Here is a 25,531-nt window from a genome sequence, read left to right as displayed (position 1 = left end):
CAGGTGGACTCTCGGTCCATCCTCTGTCATCACCCGACCTCCGCGCGCCGGCCTGACCACCCCGCGCCTGGCGGAAGGAGACTCCCATGCAATACGGTCCGGCGGTGCGCCGCCGCAAGCTAGGTACCGAGTTGCGCGTCCTGCGCACCGGATCCGGGCTCACGAGTATCGAGGCGGCCCGGCTGGTGGGCTGGCACCAGTCCAAGGTGAGCCGGATCGAGACCGGCGCCAGCGGAGTGAAGCCCGCGGACGTGCGCAGACTACTGGATGCGTACGAGGTCGACGACGCCGAACTACGGGAGCTGCTGTTGGTGTTGGCGGGCTCCGAGGACGGCGGGGGACGGCACAACTGGTGGCACGCGTATCGCGGGGTGCTGCCGCCGACGTACCGGGACTTCATCAGCCTGGAGTCGCAGGCCAGCGGGATGCGGACGCTGGAGACCTCGGTCGTACCGGGGCTGTTGCAGATCCCGGAGTACGCCCGGGCGGTGACACGGGCCGCGGTGGAGGGGCTGGAAGACGACAAACTCGACGCGCTCGTGGAGGTACGGCTCGCGCGGCAGGACGTACTGCGCGGAAATCCGCCGATGGAGCTCAGCGCCGTGCTCGACGAGGGCGTTTTGCGGCGGGAGGTGGGCAGTCCCGAGATCATGGCCCGCCAACTGGGCCGTCTGGTCGAGGCGGCGGCCCTTCCTCAGGTGCGACTGCAGGTGCTGCCGTTCACTGCCGGGGCGCACATCGGCATCACCGGGCCTTTCGTAATTTTCTCATTTAGGAGCACTTCTGATCTGGACGTGGTTGTTCTCGACCACTTGACGAGTAGCCTCTACCTGGAGCGGAAAGAAGACCTCAGGGCTTATGTCGAGGCCTTCAACACCCTTCAGATCCACGCCCTTTCGCCCGAGGACTCGTTGGATTACATCGCCGGGCTGGCCCACGGCCGGTCGACCGGCGCGTAAGGAGGCACCATGTCCGCATCGCCTCGGAACGTACCTACCAGTACCGCACTGCGCGGTGTGTGCTGGCGGCGCAGCAGCCGCAGCACCGGAATGAACAACTGTGTGGAGACGGCCCGTCCCGGGTCCGGCCGCTGGGCCGGTCTTGTGGCCGTACGCGACTCGAAGAACACAGCGGGGCCCGCTCTGCTGTTCGCCCCCGAGGCATGGGAGGGATTCATCACCACGCTTCGGTGAGCACCACCGGAGGCGCTCGCACTTCCGCTTACGGGCACTTCCGCTTACGGCGACGCACGGCCGGGACGCCGACTCATGGCCGCGTATCGCCGATGATCCCCACGGCTCGGTCGATCTGGCCCTCGGTGAGATCCGCGCGGGCGGTCAGTCGCAGCCTCGAAACGCCGTCGGGTACGGACGGTGGGCGGAAACAGCCGACGGCGAGACCCGCCGACCGGCAGTCCGCCGTCCACCGCACCGCCTGATCCGGAGACGGCGCGCGCACGGACACCACGGCGGCGTCGGGCCGCACCGCTTCATGGCCCGACGCCGTCAGCCGTGTGTGCAGGGCCCTCGCCACCTCGCGGGCCCGCGCGGCACGCTCCGGCTCCCGGCGCAGCAGCCGGAGCGCGGCAAGGGCGGCGCCGGTCGCGGCCGGGGCGAGGCCCGTGTCGAAGATGAACGTACGGGCCGCGTTGACCAGGTGGTCGATGACGTGCGCCGGGCCGAGGACGGCACCGCCCTGGCTGCCCAGCGACTTCGACAGCGTGACCGTCACGACGACATCGGGGGCGCCCGCGAGCCCCGCCGCGTGCGGCGCGCCCCGGCCGCCGTCGCCCAGGACACCGAGCCCGTGGGCGTCGTCCACGACCAGCCCGGCGCCGTACTCACGGCAGGCGGCCGCCAGTTCGGCCAGCGGGGCGGCGTCGCCGTCCACGGAGAACACCGTGTCGGAGACGGTGATGGCCGGGCCTTTCGCCGTGCTGAGCGCCTTGCGGACCGCGTCCGGGTCGGCGTGGGCCACGACCTGGGTGGTGCCGCGGGCCAGGCGGCAGCCGTCGATGAGGGAGGCGTGGTTGCCGGCGTCGGAGACGATGAGGGAGCCATGCGGAGCGAGTGCGGTGACGGCGGCGAGGTTGGCGGCGTAGCCGGAGGAGAAGACGAGGGCCGCCTCGAAGCCACAGAAGTCGGCCAGCTCCCGCTCCAGCTCGCCGTGGAGTTCGGTGGTGCCGGTGACGAGCCGGGATCCGGTGGCGCCGCCGCCCCACCTGCGCGCGGCCTCGGCTGCGCCCTCGATGATCTCGGAGTGCCGGGCCAGGCCCAGGTAGTCGTTGCTCGCGAGGTCGAGGAGCGGCGAGTCGGCGGGGCGGGGGCGCAGGGTCCGTACAAGCCCGGCGCGGCGGCGCGCGGAGGCATGCTCGTCGATCCAGCCGAACGCCATGGGTCCTCCGGGGGCGTGTGGGCAGCCCGCACTCCCCTGGGGTCGCTTAGGCTTTTGTAGGCAGTGCACAGACACTAACGGGACGACGAGCCGCCCACGATGTGGCAATACCCACACGTCGAACCCACTCTGTTGTCCGAACTCTCCTTGGCCGGGAGCGGTCCCGTAGGACAGGATCGGCTCTCATGGACCTGCTGAACACGCTGGTGGACAAGGGGCTCCGGCGCGAGCCGCTGAGCCGTGCCGAGGCGCTCGCCGTCCTGGGCACCTCCGATGACGACCTGTTGGACGTGGTAGCCGCGGCCGGCAAGGTGCGCCGGCACTGGTTCGGACGCCGGGTGAAGCTGAACTACCTGGTCAACCTCAAGTCCGGGCTCTGCCCCGAGGACTGCTCCTACTGTTCCCAGCGGCTCGGCTCCACCACCGGCATCCTCAAGTACACCTGGCTCAAGCCCGACGAGGCCTCCAAGGCCGCCGCGGCCGGGCTCGCCGGTGGGGCCAAGCGGGTCTGCCTGGTGGCGTCCGGGCGCGGCCCGACGGACCGGGACGTGGACCGGGTCGCGGGCACCATCAAGGCGATCAAGGAACAGAACGAGGGTGTCGAGGTGTGCGCCTGCCTCGGTCTCCTCTCCGACGGCCAGGCCGAACGCCTGCGCGAGGCGGGCGCGGACGCCTACAACCACAACCTCAACACCTCCGAGTCCACGTACGGCGAGATCACGACGACGCACACGTACGCCGATCGGGTGGACACAGTGCAGAAGGCGCACGCGGCGGGCCTGTCGGCGTGCTCGGGTCTGATCGCGGGCATGGGCGAGAGCGACGAGGACCTGGTCGACGTGGTCTTCTCACTGCGCGAACTGGACCCGGACTCGGTGCCGGTCAACTTCCTCATCCCGGTCGAGGGCACTCCCCTGGCCAAGGAGTGGAACCTCACCCCTCAGCGGTGTCTGCGGATCCTGGCGATGGTCCGGTTCGTCTGCCCGGACGTCGAGGTGCGCATCGCCGGCGGCCGTGAGGTCCATCTGCGCACGATGCAGCCGCTCGCCCTGCATCTGGCCAACTCCATCTTCCTCGGCGACTACCTCACCACCGAGGGCCAGGCCGGCAAGGCCGACCTGGAGATGATCGCCGACGCCGGGTTCGAGGTGGAGGGCGCGGGAGAGGTGACACTGCCGGAGCACCGCGCCTCGGGCGGCGGATGCGGATCCGAAGGTGCCTGCGGTTCCGAGGACGTGTGCGGTACGGCCACTGCCGCGCCGGTCGGCGAGCCCCGCACCGACCTCGTCGCCGTACGCCGCCGGGGCGCAGGAACCGATCTCGCGCCCAATGCCTGACCTGAGCGTGTCCGAGCTGCTGGACCTCGACCGGCGGCACGTCTGGCATCCGTACGGGCCGATGCCCGGCCGGGTCGAGCCGCTCGTCGTGGAGTCGGCGAGCGGGGTACGGCTGCGGCTCGCGGACGGCTCCGGCGAGCTGGTGGACGGCATGTCGTCCTGGTGGTCGGCGATCCACGGCTACAACCACCCGGTGCTCAACGAGGCGGCGAGTGAGCAGCTGGGCCGGATGAGTCATGTCATGTTCGGCGGGCTCACGCATGAGCCCGCCGTACGGCTGGCGAAGCGCCTTGTCGACATGTCTCCCGAGGGTCTGGAGCATGTCTTCCTGGCGGACTCGGGCTCGGTCTCGGTCGAGGTCGCGGTCAAGATGTGTCTGCAGTACTGGCGTTCGCTGGGCCGCCCGGGCAAGCAGCGCCTGCTGACCTGGCGCGGCGGTTATCACGGTGACACCTGGCAGCCGATGTCCGTGTGCGATCCCGAGGGCGGGATGCACGAGCTGTGGCAGGGCGTGCTGCCCCGGCAGGTGTTCGTGGACGCGCCGCCGACGGAGTACGAGGAGTCGTACGCGGAGCAGTTGCGCTCGGCGATCGAGCGGCACGCCGGCGAACTGGCCGCGGTGATCGTGGAGGCGGTGGTGCAGGGCGCGGGTGGGATGCGGTTCCACTCCCCCGCGTATCTGCGGGTGCTGCGCGAGGCGTGCGACGCGCATGATGTGCTGCTGGTGTTCGACGAGATCGCGACCGGGTTCGGGCGCACGGGCGCGCTGTTCGCGGCGGAGCATGCGGCGGTGACGCCCGATGTGATGTGCGTGGGCAAGGCACTGACCGGCGGCTACCTGACCATGGCGGCGACGCTGTGCACGGCCCGCGTGGCCGACGGGATCTCGCGCGGCGAGGTGCCCGTGCTGGCCCACGGGCCGACCTTCATGGGCAACCCGCTGGCGGCGGCCGTCGCCTGCGCCTCGATCGAACTGCTGCTGGGGCAGGACTGGGCGGCGGAGGTCAAGCGGATCGAGGCGGGGCTGAGGGAGGGGTTGGCGCCGGCGCTCGACGTACCCGGTGTGAGGGACGTGCGCGTCCTCGGGGCCATCGGAGTGGTGCAGTTGGACCACGCCGTCGACATGAAGGCGGCCACGGCGGCGGCCGTGCGTGAGGGCGTGTGGCTGCGGCCGTTCCGTGATCTCGTCTACACGATGCCGCCGTACGTCACGGGCGACGAGGACGTGTCACGGATCGCCCGTGCGGTGTGCGCGGCGGCGCGGGAGGGGTGAGATGACGGTCCTGGTGATCACGGGGACGGGCACGGAGGTCGGCAAGACCGTCACCACGGCGGCCGTCGCGGCCGTGGCGGTTGCCGCGGGTCGGTCCGTGGCCGTCCTGAAGCCGGCCCAGACCGGCGTACGGCCGGACGAGCGCGGCGATGCGGACGAGGTGGCCCGGCTCGCGGGCGCCGTGACCGCACGCGAACTGGCCCGCTACCCGGAGCCGTTGGCTCCCGCCACGGCCGCGCGACGGTCCAGTCTGCCTCCGGTGCGCCCGCAGGACGTGGCGGAGGCCGCCGGGAAACTGGCGGCCGAGCACGATCTGGTGCTGGTCGAGGGCGCGGGCGGGCTGCTCGTACGGTTCGACGAGGCGGGCGGGACGCTGGCGGACACGGCTCGGCTGCTGGGGGCGCCGGTGCTGCTGGTCGCCTCGGCGGGGTTGGGCACGCTCAACACGACGGAGTTGACGGCGCGTCAACTGGCTGTGCTTGGGCTGGAGTTGGCGGGGGTGGTGATCGGCAGCTGGCCCGCAGAGCCGGACCTGGCGTCCCGTTGCAACTTGACGGACCTTCCCGTGGTCGCGGGGGCTCCGCTGCTGGGGGCGGTACCGGCGGGGGCGGGGGCGTTGGCGCCGGGCGACTTCCGGGCGGAGGCGGCGGGGTGGCTGGCGCCGGGGTTGGGCGGTGTGTGGGATGCGGTTTCCTTCAGCAGCACGGAAGGTGTGTCCTAGCGATTCGCCGTAGGGGCACTGTGATTCGGCTGCCTGCGGGTCCGTCGTGGTTGCTCGCGCAGTTCCCCGCGCCCCTTACGGGGCGCGCCCCAGCGGCACCCGGCAAGCGCCGGTGAGCGAAACCCCGCCCAAGCCCAGCCGCGGCTCCGGGCACCCGGCGAGACGGGGTCAGCCGCCGCCCTCCCCCAGCAGCCGCACCAGCTCGATCCTCGATCTGATCCCCAACCGGGCGAACACACCCCGCAGGTGGTGGTCGATCGTCCGGGGGCTCAGCAGCAGCCGAGCCGCGATCTCACGATTCGTCGCCCCGTCCGCCGCCATCCGCGCCACCACCAGTTGCTGGGCCGTGAGGCGGGTGGTGAGGTTCTCGGTGACTCGGGGCTCGGCGGCGCGTTCGCCCAGGGCTCGGAGTTCGGCGCGGGACTGGGCCGCGCAGTGGGGGGAGCCGAAGTGTTCGAAGGCTTCCAGGGCGCTGTGGAGGCGGTCGCGGGCCTCGGTGCGGTTGCGGAGCCGGCGCAGGGCGCTGCCGAACAGCAGTTCCGTGCGGGCGCGTTCGAAGTCACGGGTGCCACCGGCGTGGAGGTCGAGCGCCGTGCGGTAATGCTCGACGGCTTCCTCCCCCGTCGCGAGCAGCGCGCGTCCGCGGGCGCTGAGGGCGAGGTCGTCGGCGCTGCGGACGGTGCGGGCCCAGCGGTCGTAGTCGGCGTGCGCGGCGCGGGCCACGCGGGTGTCGCCGGTGCGGACGGCGGCCTCGACGTAGAGCGGGGTGGCGATGTGCCGGATGGCCCGGTGCCCGTGGCCGGGGCCGAATCCGGCGAGCGCGCGGAGGCGGGCCGCGGAGGCGGCGTAGCGGCCGGTGCTCAGGTCGAGGAAGGCGAGGGCGAACATGGCGAGGGCGGCGGGCAGTCCGAGTCCGCGCTCCAGGGCGTACGCGCGGGCGGACTCGGCGCGCTCCCGGCAGACCTTCTCGTCGCCGGTGACGGCCGCGAACATCGCGAGGGCGGCCTGGAGATGGCAGGCCCCGTTGTCCTGTCCGGTGGCGTGGGCCTGGCGCAGGGCGTCCACGGCGGCGGCCTCGGCGGACTTGGGGCGCCCGGTCCAGAACTCGGCGTACGCGCGGAACTCCATGGCCTGCGGCACCGTCACCGACTCGCCCCTGGCCCGGGCGGAGGTGGCGGCGCGGGCGGTGGCGGTCGCGGCGCGGGTGTGGTCGCCGAGGAGCAGGGCGGCGATCCCGGAGTGGATGAGCAGGGTGGGGTCGCCGCCGGGGCCGCAGCGCCCGGCGGCGGCTTCGAGGACGTCGCGGGCGTCGTCGTACCGCCCCTCGAACGCGGCGGCCAGCGCGCCCAGTGTGCTCGGCGGCAGGATCCCGAGCCGGTCGGCGACGGCGGCGGCCTCATGGCAGCGGCGTAGGTCCCCGGTGTAGATGGCGGCCTCGGTGGCTCGTGCCAGCAAGTGTGCGGCGGTGTCCGAGGCTTGGTCGTGGCCGTGCCGGACCGTGGCGGCGAGCAGTGCGTCGAAGGCCTCGGAGGCGTTGCCCGCGCGCAGGGCGAGGAGGCCGCCGAGGGCGTCGTTGTCGGTGACGGCGACGAGGCGGCGGGCCCGGTCGCCGTCGCCCGAGTGCCAGGCCTCGGCCGCCGCCTGGGCGAGCAGGGGCATGCGTTCGGCGGGCTCGGGGGTGAGCGTGGCGGCGCGTTCGGCGAGGGCGGAGGCGAGGGCGGGTTCGCCGATGGCACGTGCCACCCGTGCCGCGAGGCGGAGTTCGGCGGCGAGGCGGCGGCTGGGGCCGAGAGCGGCGGCGGCCCGGTGCCAGGAGCGTCTGGGTCTTTCGCCCTCGCCGCTCAGGACACCGGCGAGCAGCCGGTGGGCCTCGCGTCGGTCGTCCATGGACGCGGACTCGTACACGGCGATCCGGGTCCAGGCGTCCCGGAAGACGATGCCCTGGGCCGTGGCGTGGGCCAGGCCCGCCGCTTCGGCCACGTCGAGGGGGCGGGTGTCGAGCCGGGCCGCCGTGACGGCCCGTGCGTAGGCGTGCGTGGGGATCGGGTGCTGGTCGGCGGCGGCGAGGAGCAGCAGGAAGCGGGTGTCGTCGGGCAGGGCCCGTACGTCCCGGCGGTGGGCCCGCAGGAGGCTGGGGGCGAGCGCGAGGGGTTCGGCGGGGAGCGGGTCGAGGCCCGCGGCCTGACGTTCGGTCAGGGCGGCGGCCAGTTCCGCGGCGGCCCGCGGGTCGCCGTGTGCGGCGTGCAGCAGACGTACACGCACGCCTTCGGCGAGCTCGGCCCGTACGGCCGGCTCGGCGTCCGTGCTCGGCCACACGTTCATGGGGGGCGGTGGCGAGCGATGCGGAAGTTGTGGGGGGTTCACCGGAGTCACCACGCTCATCACGTTACTTGCGAGTTAATCAACCAGTAAAGACCGGCGATTTCGCCGATGCGGCGCGCGTAGACCCCACCTGACACTCCAGACAACCCCACCCGTTTCAGGAGGCTTCATGCATCGCCGCATGCGCCGTATCGCCACGGCCCTCGCGACCGTGACCACCACGCTCCTTCTGTCGCTCTCCTTTTCCGCGACCTCCGCTCGGGCCGCCACCCACAACCCCGTTGTCTTCGTGCACGGTTTGAGCAGTTCGTCCAGCAGCTGGGACGAATGGGTCGCGTACTTCAAGGCGGACGGCTACACGGCCTCCGAGCTGCACGCCTGGTCCTACGACTGGGGTCAGTCCAACGTCACGACGGCACGGCAGCTCCAGACCAAGATCCAGAGCGTGCTCGCCTCGACGGGTGCCGCCAAGGTCGACGTGGTCGTCCACTCGATGGGCGCGCTCAGCTCCCGCTACTACCTGAAGAACCTCGGCGGGACGGCGTACGTGGACGACTTCGTGTCCACGGCCGGAGTGAACCACGGGACGACCGTCGCCGGCTGGTGCCGTTGGCTGTACACGTCCTGCAACGAGATGTACACCGGAAGTTCGTTCCTGACCGCGCTCAACTCCGGTGACGAGACCCCGGGCAGCGTGTCGTACGCCAGCTACTGGTCGAACTGCGACGACGCTCTCACCCCGGACACCACCGCGATCCTGAGCGGCGCCACGAACGTCGAGGTCGGGTGTGTCTCGCACACCGACATGAACAACGACGAGGGCATCTACGAGCAGGTGCGGGCCTTCATCGCCTGACGACAGACCGCCTGACCCGCCCGACAGTACGTCGTACGGCTGTGCCCGTCGCGTGGTCTCCTCCCCAGGGTCGCGCGACGGGTGAGCCGGTGTCTCCCGGGGGACAATCGCCGTAACTGTCGTCCTCCTCGGGAGGTCTGTCATGGTCCGCGCCACCAAGGACGCCGTGCACCACCCGCTGTTCGCCCGGTTCTACGCCAGACTGAGCGTGTCGGCGGAGCCGAGAGTCGGCCCGCTGCGCGATGAACTCCTCGCCGGGCTGTCGGGGCGGGTCATCGAGATCGGCGCCGGCAACGGCATGAACTTCTCCCACTTCCCGCGCACGGTCTCGGAGGTCGTGGCGATCGAACCGGAGCGCTCCCTGCGGCAGTTGGCCCTGGAGTCCGCCCTGCGCGCGGAGGTGCCCGTGGATGTGGTGCCGGGCGCGGCGGAGGCGCTGCCGGTCAAGAGCGAGGCGTTCGACGCGGCCGTGCTGTCGCTGGTGCTGTGCAGCGTGCGTGACGTACGGCGTGCGCTCAGCGAGGTACGGCGCGTCCTGCGCCCCGGCGGTGAGCTGCGGTTCTTCGAGCACGGCCGGGGCGGCGGGCGCGCGATGCGCACGACCCAGCGGGCACTGGACCGCACGGTGTGGCCGCTGCTGTTCGGCGGGTGCCATGTGTCCCGCGATCCGGTGGGCGCGATCCGCGCCGCCGGGTTCGAGATCGAGACGGTCAAGGAGTTGGTGACGCCCGGGAAGGGGCCCCGACTGCCCAGCTCGTACTACGTGACGGGCCGGGCACGGCGATCCGAACTCGGGGATTCCGGCGGGTAGTTCGCATCAAGGACCGCTGCGGTTCATAGGCTCCACTGGCGCAGCTCCTGGGTGATGTCGTGCACCGTGGCCTCGCCGCTCTTGACCAGTTTGGCCAGTTCGCGTACCTGTTCGGCGGAGGTGACGACCTTGACGCCGCTGGCGACGAGATAACCGTAGGCGACGGCGGAGGCGAACAGCGCGTTGGAGCGCTCCAGCGCCGGGACGTGCATGAGGAGTTGGAGGAGTGAGGCGGCTCGGGCGTGCGGGGTGTCGTAGACGGGGACGTCGAATATCTCGGCCTCGTGCCGGGCGACGGCCGCGACGAGGGCGCCCCAGTCGGCGATCTGGGGATCTCCGGGCGTCTTCTGTTCGGCGACCATCAGGAGCCAGGCGAGGTCGATTCTGAGCTGGCTCAAGGGATCAGTGACGTCCCTCGCGCCGGCCCTCGAGCTCGGCACCGAACTCCTCGACGAAGACCGCCTCGTACTGCTTCATGAAGTCGGCGGCGGACTCCACGAAGGTGTGGCCCACTTCCCCGGTGTCCTGTCTGACCAGCTCTTCTATGTACCGGTTCACACTCATCCCGCGCTCCAGGGCTCGCTCCCGGGCGGCTCGGGCCGTGTCCTCGTCCACCCGGACGTTCAGCTGGGTCTTGGCCATGACATGACGCTAGCGCCGGAGTGCTAGCGGATGCAAGGGCGCCTTGACTCCGCACCGCCCGCAGGGGCGCGATTGGGTGCCCCTTACATCGATGACGGAAACCCTTCCTGCGGCGGAGGCGGCCTCGGACTTCGGGGGGATTCCCGGTGTGTACTGGATCACATTAGGCTCGTCCGAGAACGCCCGGAATTCGTACCAGTTCGAACCAGGAGGCCGTTTTGTCCACTGCTGCCGCTGAGCACCCCCTCGGCCGTGCGGAAGCCGACGGCATCGCCGCCCGCGCCCGGAGCCTGACCAAGGCGTACGGCTCGGGCGAGACGACGGTGCTCGCCCTCGACGCGGTCGACGTGGACATCGCGCGCGGCCGCTTCACCACGGTCATGGGGCCCTCGGGTTCGGGGAAGTCCACGCTGATGCACTGCCTGGCCGGGCTGGACACCGTGTCGGCCGGGCAGGTGTGGCTCGGGGAGACCGAGATCACCCGGCTCAGGGATCGCGATCTGACGCGGTTGCGCCGGGACCGGATCGGCTTCATGTTCCAGTCCTTCAATCTGATCCCCACGCTGAACGCGGCCGAGAACATCACTCTGCCGATGGACATCGCGGGCAAGAAGCCCGACGAGAAGTGGCTGGACCAGGTCATCGACACGCTCGGGCTGCGGGACCGACTGAAGCACCGGCCGTCCCAGCTCTCCGGCGGTCAGCAGCAGCGTGTCGCCTGCGCCCGCGCGCTCGCCTCCCGGCCCGAGCTGATCTTCGCGGACGAGCCGACCGGCAACCTCGACTCCCGGGCCGGGCTCGAAGTGCTGGGCTTCCTGCGCGAGGCGGTCGACCAGCTGGGCCAGACGGTCGTCATGGTCACCCACGATCCGGGCGCCGCCGCCCACTCCGACCTGGTGCTCTTCCTCGGGGACGGGCGGATCGTGGACCGGATGGAGCGCCCTACGGCGGACGCGGTGCTGGAACGGATGAAGCGCTTCGACACGATTCGGGCCGCCTTCGACGGAGAGGGCGCCCCCGTCGACGTACACACGACCGAGCCCGTCGACCTCGACAAGGACTGAGACCGTGCTCAAGGCGACCCTGCGGAGTTTCCTGGCGCACAAGGGACGGCTGGTGCTCTCGGCGCTGGCTGTCATCCTGTCCGTGGCGTTCGTGGCGGGCAGCCTGATCTTCTCGGACACCGTCACCCGCACCTTCGACCGGCTCTTTGCCTCCACCTCGGCCGATGTGACCGTGGGCCCGAAGGACGACGAGTTGGAGGGGCAGCTGCCGACGGGAGCGGTCGAGACCGTGCCGGCCGCGCTCGCGGAACGGATCGCAGGCCTCGACGGCGTCGCCGACACCCATGTCGACGCGGCCGTGGAGAACATCACGATCGTCGACAGCGAGAACGAGTCCGTGGGGCCGACGACGGGCGCCCCCACCATCGCCACCAACTGGTACATCACCGACCGCAGCCCGGTCGAGCTCACCAGCGGACACGCGCCGGAGGGCCCCGGCCAGGCGCTGCTCGACGCGGACACCGCGAAGAACAAGGACGTGGAGATCGGCGACACGCTCACCGTGCTCGCCCGGCCCGGCTCCTTCGAGGTGGAGGTCGTCGGCATCGCCACCTTCACCACCACCAACCCCGGTGCCGCGCTCGTCTTCCTGGACACCGCGACCGCGCAGACCGAACTGCTGGGCGACCCCGAGGCCGCCACGAGCATCTCGGTGACCGCGGCGCCCGGCGTGAGCGACGACCAGCTCAAGCAGCGGATCGCCGACGAGCTCGGGCCGCGCGCGTACGAGTACCAGACCGCCGACGAGCAGGCCGAGTCGGCCGCGGCCTCGCTCGGCGGATTCCTCGACGTCATCAAGTACGTGATGCTTGGCTTCGCCGGCATCGCGACACTCGTCGGGGTCTTCCTCATCGTCAACACCTTCTCGATGCTCATCGCCCAACGCACCCGCGAACTGGGCCTGTTGCGCGCGCTCGGCGCCGACCGGCGGCAGGTACGGCGGTCCGTGCTCACCGAGGCGACACTGCTCGGCCTGGTGGGATCGACGCTGGGCCTCGCCGTGGGCATCGGGATGGCCTTCGGGCTGATCGAGCTCATGGGCGTCCTCGGGATGAACCTGAGCTCCGCCGAGATGGTGATCGGCGTGGGGACCCCGATCGCGGCGTACGCCGTCGGCCTCGGCGTCACCTTCGTGGCCGCGTATCTCCCGGCGCGGCGGGCGGCGGCCGTGTCCCCGATGGCGGCGCTCTCGGACGCCGAGATCGCCGGGGTGGGACGGCCGCTGCACCTGCGCGCGGTGATCGGCGGGATCGTGGGAGCGGCCGGTATCGCCGCGCTCGTGGGGTGCGCGGTGTCGGCGGACACGGGCTCGGCGGCCTCGCTGCTCGGCCTCGGCGTGGTCCTCACGCTCATCGCGACCGTCATCGCCGGACCGCTCCTCGTACGGCCGGTGATCCGGGTCCTCGGCGGCGCGTTCCCCGCGCTGTTCGGCTCGATCGGCCGGATGAGCCAGCGCAACGCGCTGCGCAACCCGCGCCGTACGGGGGCCACCGCGGCCGCGCTGATGGTGGGGATCGCGCTGGTCGCCGGGATGTCCGTGGCGAGCGCGTCGATGACCAAGTCGTTCGACGACCAGATCGACAAGACGCTGGGCGCCGACTTCGTCGTCCAGAACCAGAACTTCATGCCGTTCCCGCAGGAGGTCACCGACAGGGTCGGCGACACGGTCGGCGACGCCGGTCTCGTCGTACGGCAGCGGTTCACCCCGGTCGAGGTACGGCTGCCGGACGGCGAGCGAGTCGAGACGACCGCCGCAGCCTACGACTCCGGGCTCGACGAGGTCGCGAACGTCACCTACGCCGAGGGCGACAGCGCCGCCGCGCTGGCCGACGGCGCCATCGCCATGGACGTGGAGTTCGCGCGGGAGCACGATGTGACGGTCGGCAGCACGATCCCCGTGCGGTTCCCGGCCGGGAAGAACGCCGAGCTGAAGGTGGCCGCGCTCACCGACCAGGACCAGGCCGACGGCTTCGGGACGCAGGGCGGGCTGTACTTCGGGATGGAGACCATCGAGAAGTACGTGCCCGAGGGCCAGGACTCGGCGCTGTACGTGAACGCCGGCTCCGCTGTCGGCGTCGACGACCTGCGCGCGAACCTGGAGCGGACGCTGGACGAGTATCCGCAGGTGCAGGTCCGTGACCAGGCCGACTACAAGGAGCTGATCCGTGGCCAGATCGCTGTCCTGCTGTATCTGGTCTACGCGTTGCTCGGCCTCGCGATCGTCATCGCGGTGCTCGGTGTGGTCAACACCCTCGCCCTGTCGGTGGTCGAGCGCACCCGCGAGATCGGGTTGCTGCGCGCGATCGGGCTCGCCCGGCGGCAGTTGCGGCGGATGATCCGGCTGGAGTCGGTGGTGATCGCCGTGTTCGGGGCGGTCCTCGGGCTCGCGCTGGGGCTGGTCTGGGGCGTGTGCGTCCAGCAGGTGCTGGCGTTGCAGGGCATGAAGGCGCTGGCCATTCCGTGGGGCACGGTCATCGCGGTCGTGGTGGGCTCGGCGTTCGTGGGCGTCGTGGCGGCGCTGCTGCCCGCGTTGCGTGCGTCCCGCATGAATGTGCTGGCGGCCATCGCGCACGAGTGATGTACTCACCGGTATCCAGGGGGCGTTGAAGCCCTCACAGCACTTCCAGGCTCAAGTCCCTTGCAGGTGAGGAGAGTTCATGCCGCGCCCGTTCCGCTTCGGAGTCAGCCTGCTCAACCCCACATCCGCCGAGGAGTGGCGAGCGAAGTGCCGCCGCGCCGAACAGCTCGGCTACGACGTGATCCTGGTCCCCGACCATCTGGGCATGCCGGCCCCCTTCCCGTCCCTGGTCGCCGCTGCGGAGGCGACCGAACGGCCCCGGCTCGGCACGTTCGTGCTCAACACCGGCTTCTGGAACCCCACGCTCCTCGCACGCGAGGTCGCCACCACGGACGCGCTGACCGGCGGGCGACTGGAACTCGGGCTCGGCACCGGGTACGTAGGGGCCGAGCACGAGAAGGCCGGGCTGCCGTGGGGGTCGGCGGGAGAGCGCGTCGACCATCTCGTGCACACGATCGAGGAGTTGGACCGCCTCCTCGGCTCCGACGAGCCGCGTCCCGCGCAGCGGCCCCGGGTGCCGCTGCTCATCGGCGCCAACGGCGACCGGATGCTGCGGGTCACCGCCGAGCACGCGGACATCGCGGCGTTCACCGGTGCCCGCCCGGTGGGGGACGGCCGGCTCGAAGCGCTCACCGCGGAGGAGCTCGACGAACGGGTCGCCCGGTATCAGGGGTGCGCTTCCGGCCGCAAGGAACCGGCCGAGCTCAACCTGCTGATCCAGATCGTCGAGATCACCGACGACCGTTCCGCCGTCATCCAGCCGTGGCTCGGCCACGTCCCCCACCTGACCGAGGAACAGGTCCTCCAACTGCCGCTGGTCCTCGTGGGCACACTGGACGAGATCGTCAACCAGGTGCTGGCCCAGCGGGAGCGGTACGGCTTCTCGTATCTGACGGTCTTGGAGCCCAACATGGAGGTCTTCGCGCGGGTGGTGGAGGCCCTGAGCGGTCGTTGACGTCCGGATGCCACCGCGAATCATCACGGGTGAAGTCGTACGGATAACTCATGCAGGGCAAGACCTGTGGCCGCCGTACGCGGCGTCGTGCGCCGTCCGTCACCGGCGGTCCAGGAGGCGTTTGGGGTGCATCCCGTCGACCATGCCGACGAAGGGCGGATGGATGCTGTAGCCGAGCATCCGGCGGAGATCCTCCGAAACCGGGCTCGTCAAGGCCGAACTCGGCGACTTCCAGAAGCACGCCTCGCGCTGGGGCATCCCCGTCTCCCTCGCCTACATCGCCTTCGCCGTCATCACCGGAGCCATCACCGTCACCCACTGATCTCGCACAGGGATGAGCCCCTGTGCGATCGGAGAACACCGGGACTCTCTTACGAGAGTCTGACGCGACCACCGTTCCGCACCGGCACACCGCTCACTCTGGCCACTCTGAGGGCGTCCACAGCCGTGGACGCCACCGCTCAGACGCAGAGGAGCAGGACATGAGCACGCACAGCGGCCGCAGGGGTCACCGGACGAAGTCCAGGGCGCGGCGCATCGTGATCGGCGGCGGCGCCCTCGCCATCGCCAGCGCGGCCACGGTGGCCGTGTCCCTGGCCTCGGCCAGTCAGTACTCCCGGAGCGCCGCCGGGGCCGACCACGCCGTCTTCGTCCAGGGCAACGAGCTGGACGGCAACACCATCCATGTGTTCGCGCGGAGCGACGACGGCAAGCTCGAACCCGCGGGGACCTACGGGACCGGCGGCAAGGGCGGCGATCAGGTCGACGCGCCCACCGACTCGCTCGCCTCCCAGGGTTCGCTGGTCTACGACGACGCCTCGGGGATGCTGCTGGCGGTCAACGCGGGCAGCGGCACGGTGACCTCGTTCAGTGTCAAGGGACAGGAACTGAAAGGTCGCCAAGTCGTGGACTCCGGTGGCGAGTTCCCTGCCAGCATCGCGGTGCACGGCAAGGTCGCGTACGTCATGAACGCGGGCGGCGCGGGCAGCGTCCAGGGCTTCCGGATCACCGGCAAGGGGCTCGAGCCACTGCAGGGTTCCCACCGCTCCCTGGGCCTGGACAACGAGGACGTACCGCGCTTCGACACCTCGCCTGGCGAGGTCGAGATCACCCCGGACGGCCGCAACTTGGTGGTCACCACCAAGGGCAACAACACCGTCGAGGTCTTCCCGCTCAAGAAGAACGGCCTCCCGGCCGTCGCCGAACCGGTCGTCAACGAGTCGGCCGGCGGTGTCCCGTTCGCGATCAGCTTCGACGTGACCGGGAAGCGGATGCTGGTCGCCGAGGCCGAGAAGTCCACGGTCACCACGTACAAGGTGAAGCGCGACGGCAGGCTGAAGGTCCTTCAGGAGCCCTTGGCCAACGGCCAGGAAGTCCTGTGCTGGCTGGAACGCGCGGGCAACTACTTCTACGGCGGCAACACCGGCAACTCCACCGTCAGCGGCTACCGCATGGACAAGCACGGCAAACTGTCCCTGACCAATGAGGTGGGCATCGCCACCCCGCCCTCCGCCAACTCGCAGGGCGTGATCGACCTCGCCGTGACCGAGGACGAGAAGTTCGTCTACGTCCAGAACGCCGTCTCCGGCACCGTCGACGGCTTCCGCGTCGAGGCCGACGGCGCCCTCACCAAGGTCACGACCGCCGAGGGCCTGCCCGCCTTCGACGAGTCCGGCATGGAGGGCATCGCCGCGGTCTGACGGGGGGACGCGGGCGCGCCCCGGCCGGTATCAAGACCTGTCATTGGCCGTGGCGTGCTCGTCCTGGGCCGTGGGCATCTCGTCGAACCCCGTGGTCGCGCGGTGGAGTTCCACGAAGGGGCGGCCGTCGGCGCTCCATCGGCCGGTGAGGATCCAGCCGGTGGAGTCGGCGGCGTGGAGCAGGGCGGTCGTGCCGACACGGGCCCAGGGGAAGGGGCGGCCGTGGCGGCCGTGGGCGTCCTCGACGCGGACGGTGAGACGCTGGTTCACGTCCTCGTCGGCCGCCTCGGCCAGCAGACGGCCACCGGGCCGGACCAGGTCGTGCAAGCGGGCGAGCAGGGTCGCCAGGTCGCCGCCGATGCCGACGTTGCCGTCCATCAGCAGGATGGTGCCCCAACGGCCCTCTCGCGGCAGGCGGTCGAAGACGGAGCGCCGCAGCGCGGCTCCACCGTGGCGCCGGGTCCGGGTGACGGCGGCCGGGCTGACATCCACGCCGAGGGCCGGAACGCCGCGTGCGGCCAGGGCGCCCACCAGACGCCCGGGTCCGCAGCCGACATCCAGCACGGGGCCGGTGCAACGATGCAGCACGCTGGTGTCGGCGGCGTCGGGGGCGGCGCACCAGCGCTCCACATCCAGTGGAATCAGCTCCGCCGTCCCGTGGGCGTGGGGTTCCAGGCGGCGCAGGTACAGCGGGCCGCGGCCGGTGCGCAGGGCTTGGGCGTAGGGGTCGTCCGTCCAGGGCTCCCCCGGCTTCACGGGCGGCGCCGGCCGATCGACGGGATGTGCCGGCGCGACGAGTTGGACGGCCAGCGGAGTTCCGGTCTGCGGCTGGCGCGCCGCCGTGGCCGGGTCGTTCCGCTCGGCGGTGTGGATCTCCGTACCGATTGCCGCGCCGCTCACCGGGCGACCTCCGCGAGTGAGGCCAGGACGGTGGCGAAGTTCGAACCGGGGGGACAGAGGCCGGCCACCGAGGTGGCGTCGGCCTCGGTGTCGACGTCCCGCAGCAGGGGCAGGTCACGGATCGCCAGCCCCGCCTCGGCGAGCCTGCGCCGCTGGATCGCGCCGGTGCGGTCGGTGGACATCGGTACGCCCCGCACGAGGGCTCCGGCGCGGGAGGGTTCGGCGAGGCCGAGGGCCCAGAAGCCGCCGTCGGCGGCCGGTCCGAACCAGGCGTCGTGACCGTCCCTGCCAGCATCGGCCAGCAGGTCGGGAGTGAGCTGCGGGGTGTCCATGCCGACCAGCAGTGCGGGCCCGTCGTCGCAGAGCGAGAAGGCACCCGCGATCCGCTCGTCCAGTCCTCCCGACACCTGCGGGACGACTTCGATGCCCGGTGGCAGCCAGGGGCCCGGGGTTCCGTCGAGGACGAGGACCCGGCGCCGGGCAGGGACCTTGAGCACCGTGTGGAGGGTGTCGGTGAGGGCCGCCTCGGCGAGGGCGGCCGCCTCGTGCGGCGCGTAGGGCGGTGTGAGCCGGGTCTTGACGCGGCCGGGAACCGGTTCCTTGGCGATGACCAGCAGTGTGGCCGCTCCCGTGACGGCGGTCATCGTACGTCCCCCGGAACCGGTGCGACCGGGCCGGTGGCGGGGTGTTCGGCGAGGACGGCGCGCATGTCGCGGACCGCCTGCCAGGCGCCGCGCCAGGTGCCGGTGACCTTCGAACGGCCCATACGCGGGTGGTACGGCACGTCCGTCTCACGGATGCGCCAGCCGGCGTCGGCGGCGCGGACCACCATCTGCAGCGGGTAGCCGGAGCGCCGGTCGGTCAGACCGAGGGCCAGCAGCGCCTCACGACGCGCGGCGCGCATGGGACCGAGGTCGCGCAGGGGCAGGCCGGTGCGGCGGCGGATCAGACGGGCCAGTTCCAGGTTCGCGAGCCGGGCATGCAGCGGCCACGCTCCCAAGGTCGTCGGCCGGCGTCGGCCGAGGACCAGGTCGATGGAGCCGTCGAGGACGGGCCCGGCGACCCGCGGCAGCAGCTGGGGGTCGAGGGAGGCGTCGCAGTCGCTGAAGCAGACGATGTCGGCCGTGGCGACGATCAGCCCGGCGTGGCAGGCGGCGCCGAAGCCACGGCGCGGCTCGTGGACCACGTACGCCCCGAGGCCGCGGGCGATGTCGGGGGAGCCGTCGGTGGAGCCGTTGTCGACGACGATCGCGCGCCAGGTGGGCGGGATCCGTTCCAGTACCCAAGGCAGGGCTTCGGCCTCGTCGAGGCAGGGCAGCACGACGTCCACAGGCGAGGTTGATGTCTCGTTCACCCCTCTCACACTACGAACACAAAGCAGGCATAAGGGATTTGGTGTTCTTACGGATCGCTGACGTCGCCGCCCCCTTACCAGTCCCTGACGTCGCCGCTCCTGACCGGTCGCTGACGTCGCTCCTGACCGGTCGCTGACGTCGCTCCTGACCGGTCGCTGACGCCGCCACTCCTTACGGATCGCTGACATCCGCCGCCGCCCTCGTGGTCGGCGGAATGCCGGTGCGAGACTCGCCGGTGTGAAACACGTACTTGTCGTGGACGACGACCCCACCGTCTCCGAGGTCGTCGCCGGGTACCTGCACCGGGCGGGCTTCGCCGTCGATGTCGCCGCGGACGGCCTCACCGCCGTGGCCCGGGCCGCCGCCAGACCACCCGATCTGGTGGTACTGGACCTGATGCTGCCGGGCATGGACGGGCTGGAGGTGTGCCGCCGCATCCGCGAGGACGGCCCCCTGCCGGTGATCATGCTGACGGCGCGCGGTGACCAGGAGGACCGCATTCTCGGCCTGGAGGTCGGGGCGGACGACTACGTCACCAAGCCGTTCAGCCCCCGGGAACTGGTCCTGCGCGTGGAGTCCGTGCTCCGCCGCACCGGTGCCCCGGCGGCCGTCCGGACCGAGCCCGCGGAGCCCTGGCTGCGCAGCGGACCGCTCGCCCTGGATCCCACCGCACGGCGCGCCACCCGCGGCGGCGCCGAACTGGCCCTCACGGTCCGGGAGTTCGACCTGCTGGAGTTCTTCCTGCGCAACCCCGGCCGGGCAACCAGCCGCGAGGAACTCATGCGCCGGGTGTGGGGCTGGGAGTTCGGCGACCTGTCGACGGTCACCGTCCATGTGCGGCGGCTGCGCGAGAAGGTCGAGGACGACCCGGCCCGCCCCCGCCTGATCAGCACCGTCTGGGGCGTCGGCTACCGCTTCGACCCTCCCCGACCGGAAGACACGGAAGAGAACGGAGCCGACGATGGTCGGTGACACGCTGCTCATCGCCCTGTACGCGGCCATCGGCGCGGCCGCTGCCGGGCTGACCGGTGCGGTGGCCCTGCGGCTGCTGCGGAACCGGTCGGTCGCCCTGTCGCTGGCCGTGGTCGCGGCCGTCACGGTCGCCGCGATGCTCGCCGGAACGATGCTGGTGTCCTGGGCGATGTTCCTCTCGGACCACGACCTGTGGGTCGTGACGATGGTGTGCGCCATGGCCGCGGTCGTCTCCTTCGCCGTCGCCCTCCTGTTGGGCCGCAGCGTCGTCAAGGGCAGCCAGGCTCTGGCCGAGGCCACCCGCGCCCTCGGCGACGACGGCAGCTTCGTCCCGCCCGCCACCGCGCCCACCGCCGAACTCGCCCACCTGAGCCGCCAGTTGGCCGCCACCAGCGCCAAGCTGACCGCGTCCCGGGAGCGGGAGAGGGCACTGGAAGCCTCCCGTCGCGAGCTGGTGGCCTGGATCTCCCACGATCTGCGCACCCCGCTGGCCGGGCTCCAGGCGATGACCGAGGCGCTGGAGGACGGCATGGTCGACGACCCGCGCGTCTACCACACCCGCATCCGCACCGAGGTCGAGCGCATGACCGACATGGTCAGCGACCTCTTCGAACTGTCCCGTATCCAGGCCGGCGTCCTCGCCCTGACCCCGACCCGCATGTCGGTCTACGACCTCGTCGGCGACGCCATCGCGGGTGCCGACGCCCTGGCCAGGGAGCACAGGGTGCGGCTGGTGGGCGCCGGGGTGGAGCAGGTGCCGGTCGAGGTCGACGGCCGCGAGATGTCCCGCGTCCTGGCCAACCTGCTCGTCAACGCCATCCGCCGCACCCCCGCCGACGGCACCGTCGCGGTCTCCGCCCGCCGGGAGGCCGACCGCGTCGTGCTGTCGGTGACGGACGGCTGCGGCGGCATCGCGCCGGAGGACCTGCCCCGGGTCTTCGACACCGGTTGGCGTGGCACCGACGCCCGCACCCCGCCCGCCGGTGCCGGGCTGGGCCTGGCCATCGTGCGCGGCATCGTGGAGGCGCACAAGGGCCGTGCGGCCGTGAGCAATGTGCCGGGCGGCTGCCGCTTCGAGGTCCATCTGCCGGCGGCGGTCTGACGGCAGCGGACGGGTGAGCCGAGAGCTCCCGGAGGCGGGCCGGACTCAGCCGGCTCGCAGAGGCGCCGCCGCGAACTCCGCCATCCCCTCCACGAAGGCGACCTGCGGCTTCCACCCCAGTTCGTCGCGGAGTCGTCGTGAGGAGGCGGTGATGTGGCGGACATCGCCGAGCCGGAACTCCCCTGTGACGACCGGCACCTGGTCGCCGTAGGACGCGGCCAGTGCGGCGGCCATCTCCCCCACCGTGTGGGGCTCCCCGCTGCCGACGTTGTACGCCCGCAGGCGGCCCTCCGTGAGGCCGTCGACATCGTCCAGCGCGGTGAGGTTGGCCCCGGCCACGTCCCGCACGTGCACGAAGTCCCGCCGCTGCCCGCCGTCCTCGAACACACGCGGAGCCTCACCGCGCGCGAGCGCGGACCGGAACAGCGACGCGACCCCCGCGTACGGGGTGTCGCGCGGCATGCCGGGGCCGTACACGTTGTGGTAGCGCAGCGCGGACACCTTCCCGCCCGTCGCGCGGGCCCACGCGGCGGCGAGGTGCTCCTGGGCGAGCTTCGTGGCGGCGTACACGTTGCGCGGGTCGGCGGGGGCGCCCTCGTCCACCAGTCCGGCGGCGAGCGGCTCACCACAGCGCGGGCAGGGCGGTTCGAAGCGCCCCGCCTCCAGATCCGCCACCCGGCGCGGCCCCGGCCGGACCACGCCGTGCCGGGAACATTCGTAGCGCCCCTCGCCGTACACCACCATCGAACTCGCCAGCACCAGATGCCTCACCCGGGCCTCCGCCATGCCGGCGAGCAGTACGGCCGTGCCGAGGTCGTTGCAGCCGACGTAGTCGGGCGCGTCGGCGAAGTCCTTGCCAAGGCCGACCATCGCGGCCTGGTGGCAGACGGCGTCCACGCGGCGCAGGGCGTCGGCAACGGCCGCCGCGTCACGGACGTCCGCGTGCCGCCAGTCGACCCCTTCGGGGATCTGCGGGGCGGTGCGGTGGGCGGCGGTCAGCAGCGCGTCAAGGACGCGCACCTCATGCCCGGCGCCGGTGAGGGCGGCGACGATGTGCGAGCCGATGAAGCCCGCGCCTCCGGTGACCAGGATCAACATGCCCCGACCGTAGAGCCGTCCATCCGGTCGCGAGCCGTCGAGCGCGGGGACGTCAGCGGTTCGTAAGCCTTTCGGTCTGTGCCGTGTCCTGTGCTGTCGGGGGCGTCACCGCCGTAAGACGGCGCGGCGTGGGCCGGCGTCTTCCTCATGACGGTGGCCGCCGTCGGCGGGTGAGGCCCCGCGCGGCCAGGACGAGCGCCGTCACCGTGGCCACGGCGGCCAGCGCGATCAGCCAGTTGCGCGGATAATCCAGCGGCAGCACTGAGGAGTTGGCCGTTCGTCCCGGGCGCAGCAGCGCCGGCAACGCCACCACCGTCAAGGCGCCCGCGACCACCAGCGCCCCGCGAACCGGACCGCGCGTACCACCGCGCACCAGCACCAGCCCTGCCAGCAGCACCAGCGGCGCGATCAACGCGTCGTGCAGGACGACCGCCCCGCCCAGCCACACCAGAACGCCGGTCACATCACGGACGTCCATCAGCAGGGACACGCCGACGCCCATGAGCGCCACACCCGCCGCGCCCACAAGGACCCGCGTCACCTTCATGACAGCACCTCCAGCCGGCCGACCCACTTGGTCTGCAGCACACCGGGCCGGTTGGGGGCGATGAGCCGCGCCGGGTAGCCGTGGTCGGGGTCGAGTTCCTCGCCGTTCAGGCGCAGGGCGAGGAGGGTCAGCGGGTCTCGGGCGTGGTGATGGCCCATCTCCGACACCCGGTAGCCGCCGCGCAGCTGCAACGACACCATCCGCACCCGCGCATCCGGCCGGGCGCCCGCCCGCTCCAGCAGATCGACGACTCGCACGCCCGTCCAGTGCGCCGACCTGCTCCAGCCCTCCACACACGCGATCGGCAGCTCCACCTCGTGCTGCGGCAGTGCGCGCAGTTCGTCCAGCGTCAGGGTGTACGGCTGCGGGCCGTCCACCACCAGGCGGTACTCCTCATCGGCGATCCGGCCGACCCCGGCCGCCGCGGCGGTCCGGTTGACGGGCAGACCCTGCGGGCCCCGGTCCGGGTGGCGGGGAGCGAACAGGATGAGGTCCTTCAGCGGGGTGAAGGACTGACCCACCGTGGTGAGGGTGACGGCCCCGACGGCCGCGCCCAGCGCCGCCAGCAGGGACCGCCGGTCGGGAGCATCCTGTGCCGGCAGGGCGAGAGTCCCGGGGGACCGCCGGCTCCAATGCGCCCGGATCTCCGGGGCCTTGACCGCGATGTGCAGGACCAGCGCCCCCGCCACCAGCCACGCCACCGCGTAGTGCACCGGCACGAACGAGAACGGCCACGGGTACCACTGGACCGTGTTCAACAGCCCGGTCGCCAGCTCTAAGACGGCTCCGGCCACCAGCACCGCGATCGACAGACGCTCCAGCGCGTGCCGAAACGACCGCAGCGGTGGCCACGCGAACAGCCGTGGGTACACCGTCCACAGCTTGGCGAGCAGCAGCGGAATCGCCGCGATGCCGGAAGCGGTGTGCAGGCCCTGGGTGAGCCGGTAACCCCACGACGGGCGACTCGGAATGTTGTCGGCCAGCCAGCCCGGCGGGTGTTGCATGAAGTGGCTGACCAGCCCGGTGGCGAAGCAGACGGCGAACGCCAGTCCCAGCCAGCGGCCGATCGAGGTCGCCGTGCGGGCGTCATGCAACCTGCCCTTGAACACCGGCGCAGAGACACGCAGTTTCATGCCTTCATCCCACCCGGCGCCAGGCCGTTCCGGAACCTGTGAATGCCTTACGGAACAGGGACGTCGCCGCGGCAGCATCCGAGACAAGTGCGGGCCACACCGGGGGCGACGATGACGTTGTCGGTGTTGTACAGCTTGTTCTCGTCCGCGTCAGGCTCTCGTAAGGCTCATGACGAAACGCTGACGTCCGCGCCCGACATGGGCCCGGCCGCCACCGTTCGGCCTAACGTTCCCGCGTGAACCGTGATCTTCGTAGTGATCTGCGTGGCGATACCAGGCTCGGCTTTCGCCGTGATCTCCGCCGCGACCTGTACACCGTCGCCGGCGCCGCGCTGCTCGTCGTGACGGCCGCGCTGGTCGGCGTCGCCATCAAGCGGTCGAAGGACGTCCTCCACGTCGGCTGGCCACCCCTGTACGCCAACTGGCTGCCCCACATCGGCCCCGGCACGCCGGCCGCCCTCGCCGTCGCGGTCGCCGTCGTCGCGTACGGCCCCACTCTCGCCGCCCGCCTGCCCTGGCGCACCCTGCTGCTCACCTCCTGGGCCACGGCCACAGCCTGGACGTTCTCCCTCGCCCTCGTCGACGGCTGGCACCGGGGCGTCGCCCGACGGCTGACGACCCGGTACGAGTACCTCCAGGTCATCGACCGCTTCCACGACATCCCCGCCACCCTCGGGGACTTCGCCCAGCACATCCTGCTCGGCTCCCCCGACCACTGGCCTCCGCACGTCGCCGGACATCCCCCGGCCGCCACCCTCACGTTCGTCCTCCTCGACCGGGTCGGACTGGGCGGGGGTGCCTGGGCCGGGGTGTGGGTCATCACCGTCGGGGCGACCACGGCGGCCGCCGTCCTCGTCGCTGTACGGGCCCTGGCCGACGAGGCCCTCGCCCGCCGGGCGGCGCCGTTCCTGGTGCTCGCACCCGCCGCTGTGTGGATGGGGACGTCGGCCGACGGCTACTTCGCCGCCGTCGCCGCGTGGACCGTGGCCCTGCTCGCACTCGCGGTGACGGCACGGACGAAGCGACGGTCATGGGCCGCCGCGTTCGGCTCGGGCCTGCTGTTCGGCCTGACCTGCTATCTCTCGTACGGCCTCACGCTGTTCGCGGTGATCGGGGCGGGTGTGCTGTTGCTGGGGCGGAGGCGGATTCGAGTGCTGCCCTTCCTGCTCGCCGGAACCGCCGTCGTCCCTCTGGCGTTCACGCTCGCCGGCTTCGACTGGTGGGAGGCGTACCACCTGCTGGTCGAGCGCTACTACCAAGGCGCGGGCGGCTTCAGGCCGTACGGCTACTGGGTGTGGGCGAACCTCGCCTGCACGGTGCTGGTGGTCGGCCCGGCCACGGTGGCGGGGCTGCGGCGGACCGCGACCGTGCTCGCGAGGGAGCGCGAACGGCTCCTCCCCGTCCCGGACCCGTCCCGGCTCCCCGCCGAAACCCGCCTGGCCCTGCTCGTGCTCGCCGCGTTCCTCGCGCTCCTCGTCGCCGACCTGTCCGGCATGAGCAAGGCGGAGACGGAACGGATCTGGCTGCCCTTCGCAGCATGGCCGCTCGCGGCGGGCGCCCTCCTCCCCCGGCCACGCGCCTGGCTCGCCGCGCAGGCCGCACTCGCGCTGCTCCTCAACCACCTGCTCCTCACCGGCTGGTGAAGGTCCCGGCGGCGCCCCCGCCTCGGGGGCAACCGTGATGCCCTGACTCCACCACCTCAGCAGAAACAGGGGTCCTGATCGGGCGATGGAAAACCCGTTCGCCAGACAGGCGAGCGCTCTGCTTGGCT

General features: G+C 71.7%; 25 protein-coding genes. 14 read left to right on the top strand and 11 right to left on the bottom strand.

What is annotated here, in order from left to right:
* Positions 1-86 precede the first annotated feature (86 nt).
* On the top strand, positions 87-959 hold the full coding sequence (locus F3T56_RS08120) for a helix-turn-helix domain-containing protein (RefSeq protein ID WP_149824015.1): 873 nt from the start codon (positions 87-89) through the stop codon (positions 957-959).
* A gap of 9 nt (positions 960-968) precedes the next feature.
* Positions 969-1,193, top strand: coding sequence for a DUF397 domain-containing protein (locus F3T56_RS08115; protein ID WP_149824014.1), 225 nt, complete (start codon positions 969-971; stop codon positions 1,191-1,193).
* A 73-nt stretch (positions 1,194-1,266) separates the two neighbouring features.
* On the opposite strand, the gene F3T56_RS08110 is transcribed toward F3T56_RS08115, so the two are convergent.
* The gene (locus tag F3T56_RS08110) at positions 1,267-2,394 is read right to left on the bottom strand and encodes an 8-amino-7-oxononanoate synthase (protein ID WP_149824013.1); all 1,128 of its coding nucleotides are present in this window, start codon (positions 2,392-2,394) and stop codon (positions 1,267-1,269) included.
* 185 nt (positions 2,395-2,579) lie between these two features.
* Here F3T56_RS08110 and bioB point away from each other — a divergent pair, with 185 nt between their 5' ends.
* Genes bioB through bioD form a run of 3 tightly spaced genes read left to right on the top strand, consistent with a single transcriptional unit; the run spans position 2,580 to position 5,725 of the window.
* Complete coding sequence (gene bioB, locus F3T56_RS08105) at positions 2,580-3,731, top strand: biotin synthase BioB (RefSeq protein ID WP_149824012.1); 1,152 nt, start codon at positions 2,580-2,582, stop codon at positions 3,729-3,731.
* Positions 3,724-5,004, top strand: a complete 1,281-nt coding sequence (locus tag F3T56_RS08100) for an adenosylmethionine--8-amino-7-oxononanoate transaminase (protein ID WP_149824011.1) — start codon at positions 3,724-3,726, stop codon at positions 5,002-5,004. Before bioB ends, F3T56_RS08100 begins: the two co-directional genes overlap by 8 nt.
* Before the next feature lies 1 nt (position 5,005).
* Positions 5,006-5,725: a dethiobiotin synthase gene (bioD, locus tag F3T56_RS08095; RefSeq protein WP_149824010.1), complete on the top strand. Its 720-nt coding sequence runs from the start codon at positions 5,006-5,008 to the stop codon at positions 5,723-5,725.
* Positions 5,726-5,893: 168 nt separating this feature from the next.
* Here bioD and F3T56_RS08090 read toward each other — a convergent pair whose 3' ends face one another.
* Positions 5,894-8,047 (bottom strand): helix-turn-helix transcriptional regulator, encoded by a 2,154-nt coding sequence (locus F3T56_RS08090; protein WP_172638850.1) that lies wholly within the window; start codon positions 8,045-8,047, stop codon positions 5,894-5,896.
* Between the two features lie 169 nt (positions 8,048-8,216).
* Between F3T56_RS08090 and F3T56_RS08085 the strand changes: the two genes are divergently transcribed.
* Both F3T56_RS08085 and F3T56_RS08080 read left to right on the top strand, forming a co-directional pair.
* The gene (locus F3T56_RS08085) at positions 8,217-8,903 is read left to right on the top strand and encodes an esterase/lipase family protein (RefSeq protein WP_149824009.1); all 687 of its coding nucleotides are present in this window, start codon (positions 8,217-8,219) and stop codon (positions 8,901-8,903) included.
* A gap of 142 nt (positions 8,904-9,045) precedes the next feature.
* The gene (locus F3T56_RS08080) at positions 9,046-9,714 is read left to right on the top strand and encodes a class I SAM-dependent methyltransferase (RefSeq protein ID WP_149824008.1); all 669 of its coding nucleotides are present in this window, start codon (positions 9,046-9,048) and stop codon (positions 9,712-9,714) included.
* Positions 9,715-9,737: 23 nt separating this feature from the next.
* Here the strand turns inward: F3T56_RS08080 and F3T56_RS08075 are convergent, their stop codons facing one another.
* Both F3T56_RS08075 and F3T56_RS08070 read right to left on the bottom strand, forming a co-directional pair.
* On the bottom strand, positions 9,738-10,112 hold the full coding sequence (locus tag F3T56_RS08075; protein ID WP_149824007.1) for a fic family toxin-antitoxin system, toxin component: 375 nt from the start codon (positions 10,110-10,112) through the stop codon (positions 9,738-9,740).
* 4 nt (positions 10,113-10,116) lie between these two features.
* Positions 10,117-10,356: a toxin-antitoxin system HicB family antitoxin gene (locus F3T56_RS08070; RefSeq protein ID WP_149824006.1), complete on the bottom strand. Its 240-nt coding sequence runs from the start codon at positions 10,354-10,356 to the stop codon at positions 10,117-10,119.
* Between the two features lie 218 nt (positions 10,357-10,574).
* Between F3T56_RS08070 and F3T56_RS08065 the strand changes: the two genes are divergently transcribed.
* From F3T56_RS08065 to F3T56_RS08055, 3 genes are all read left to right on the top strand, one after another.
* Positions 10,575-11,420: an ABC transporter ATP-binding protein gene (locus F3T56_RS08065; RefSeq protein WP_149824005.1), complete on the top strand. Its 846-nt coding sequence runs from the start codon at positions 10,575-10,577 to the stop codon at positions 11,418-11,420.
* A gap of 4 nt (positions 11,421-11,424) precedes the next feature.
* On the top strand, positions 11,425-13,998 hold the full coding sequence (locus F3T56_RS08060; protein ID WP_149824004.1) for an ABC transporter permease: 2,574 nt from the start codon (positions 11,425-11,427) through the stop codon (positions 13,996-13,998).
* A 79-nt stretch (positions 13,999-14,077) separates the two neighbouring features.
* Positions 14,078-14,953: an LLM class F420-dependent oxidoreductase gene (locus F3T56_RS08055; protein WP_149824003.1), complete on the top strand. Its 876-nt coding sequence runs from the start codon at positions 14,078-14,080 to the stop codon at positions 14,951-14,953.
* A 99-nt stretch (positions 14,954-15,052) separates the two neighbouring features.
* Here the strand turns inward: F3T56_RS08055 and F3T56_RS47575 are convergent, their stop codons facing one another.
* Positions 15,053-15,211 carry a hypothetical protein gene (locus F3T56_RS47575; protein ID WP_246203491.1) on the bottom strand — a complete coding sequence of 53 codons (159 nt, stop codon included), beginning with the start codon at positions 15,209-15,211 and terminating at the stop codon, positions 15,053-15,055.
* Positions 15,212-15,435: 224 nt separating this feature from the next.
* Between F3T56_RS47575 and F3T56_RS08045 the strand changes: the two genes are divergently transcribed.
* A complete protein-coding gene (locus F3T56_RS08045; protein WP_149824002.1) occupies positions 15,436-16,653 on the top strand; it encodes a lactonase family protein in 1,218 nt (405 codons plus the stop codon).
* A 30-nt stretch (positions 16,654-16,683) separates the two neighbouring features.
* Here the strand turns inward: F3T56_RS08045 and F3T56_RS08040 are convergent, their stop codons facing one another.
* From F3T56_RS08040 to F3T56_RS08030, 3 genes are read right to left on the bottom strand one after another with little or no spacing between them, the layout of a single operon-like run.
* Positions 16,684-17,553 (bottom strand): class I SAM-dependent DNA methyltransferase, encoded by an 870-nt coding sequence (locus F3T56_RS08040; RefSeq protein ID WP_149824001.1) that lies wholly within the window; start codon positions 17,551-17,553, stop codon positions 16,684-16,686.
* Entirely contained in the window at positions 17,550-18,197 is a 648-nt protein-coding gene (locus F3T56_RS08035) for a TIGR04282 family arsenosugar biosynthesis glycosyltransferase (RefSeq protein ID WP_149824000.1), read from the bottom strand. Before F3T56_RS08035 ends, F3T56_RS08040 begins: the two co-directional genes overlap by 4 nt.
* Positions 18,194-18,907 (bottom strand): glycosyltransferase family 2 protein, encoded by a 714-nt coding sequence (locus tag F3T56_RS08030; RefSeq protein WP_246203490.1) that lies wholly within the window; start codon positions 18,905-18,907, stop codon positions 18,194-18,196. The genes F3T56_RS08035 and F3T56_RS08030 overlap by 4 nt, the downstream gene beginning before the upstream one ends.
* A gap of 238 nt (positions 18,908-19,145) precedes the next feature.
* Here F3T56_RS08030 and F3T56_RS08025 point away from each other — a divergent pair, with 238 nt between their 5' ends.
* Both F3T56_RS08025 and F3T56_RS08020 read left to right on the top strand, forming a co-directional pair.
* Positions 19,146-19,880, top strand: coding sequence for a response regulator transcription factor (locus tag F3T56_RS08025; protein ID WP_149823999.1), 735 nt, complete (start codon positions 19,146-19,148; stop codon positions 19,878-19,880).
* A complete protein-coding gene (locus F3T56_RS08020; RefSeq protein ID WP_149823998.1) occupies positions 19,870-20,982 on the top strand; it encodes a sensor histidine kinase in 1,113 nt (370 codons plus the stop codon). The genes F3T56_RS08025 and F3T56_RS08020 overlap by 11 nt, the downstream gene beginning before the upstream one ends.
* Before the next feature lie 45 nt (positions 20,983-21,027).
* Here F3T56_RS08020 and F3T56_RS08015 read toward each other — a convergent pair whose 3' ends face one another.
* From F3T56_RS08015 to F3T56_RS08005, 3 genes are all read right to left on the bottom strand, one after another.
* Complete coding sequence (locus tag F3T56_RS08015; RefSeq protein WP_149823997.1) at positions 21,028-22,080, bottom strand: NAD-dependent epimerase/dehydratase family protein; 1,053 nt, start codon at positions 22,078-22,080, stop codon at positions 21,028-21,030.
* Positions 22,081-22,225: 145 nt separating this feature from the next.
* Entirely contained in the window at positions 22,226-22,627 is a 402-nt protein-coding gene (locus tag F3T56_RS08010; RefSeq protein WP_149823996.1) for a hypothetical protein, read from the bottom strand.
* On the bottom strand, positions 22,624-23,760 hold the full coding sequence (locus F3T56_RS08005) for a molybdopterin-dependent oxidoreductase (RefSeq protein WP_149823995.1): 1,137 nt from the start codon (positions 23,758-23,760) through the stop codon (positions 22,624-22,626). Before F3T56_RS08005 ends, F3T56_RS08010 begins: the two co-directional genes overlap by 4 nt.
* Before the next feature lie 236 nt (positions 23,761-23,996).
* On the opposite strand from F3T56_RS08005, the gene F3T56_RS08000 reads away from it, so the two are divergent.
* Positions 23,997-25,403 (top strand): hypothetical protein, encoded by a 1,407-nt coding sequence (locus F3T56_RS08000; RefSeq protein ID WP_246203489.1) that lies wholly within the window; start codon positions 23,997-23,999, stop codon positions 25,401-25,403.
* Positions 25,404-25,531: the final 128 nt, after the last annotated feature.

It is taken from the genome of Streptomyces tailanensis, assembly GCF_008386495.1.
Taxonomy (GTDB): Bacteria; Actinomycetota; Actinomycetes; order Streptomycetales; family Streptomycetaceae; genus Streptomyces; species Streptomyces tailanensis.
Note: the sequence above shows the minus strand (reverse complement) of the source record. Positions and strands in the feature narration are given on the sequence as shown.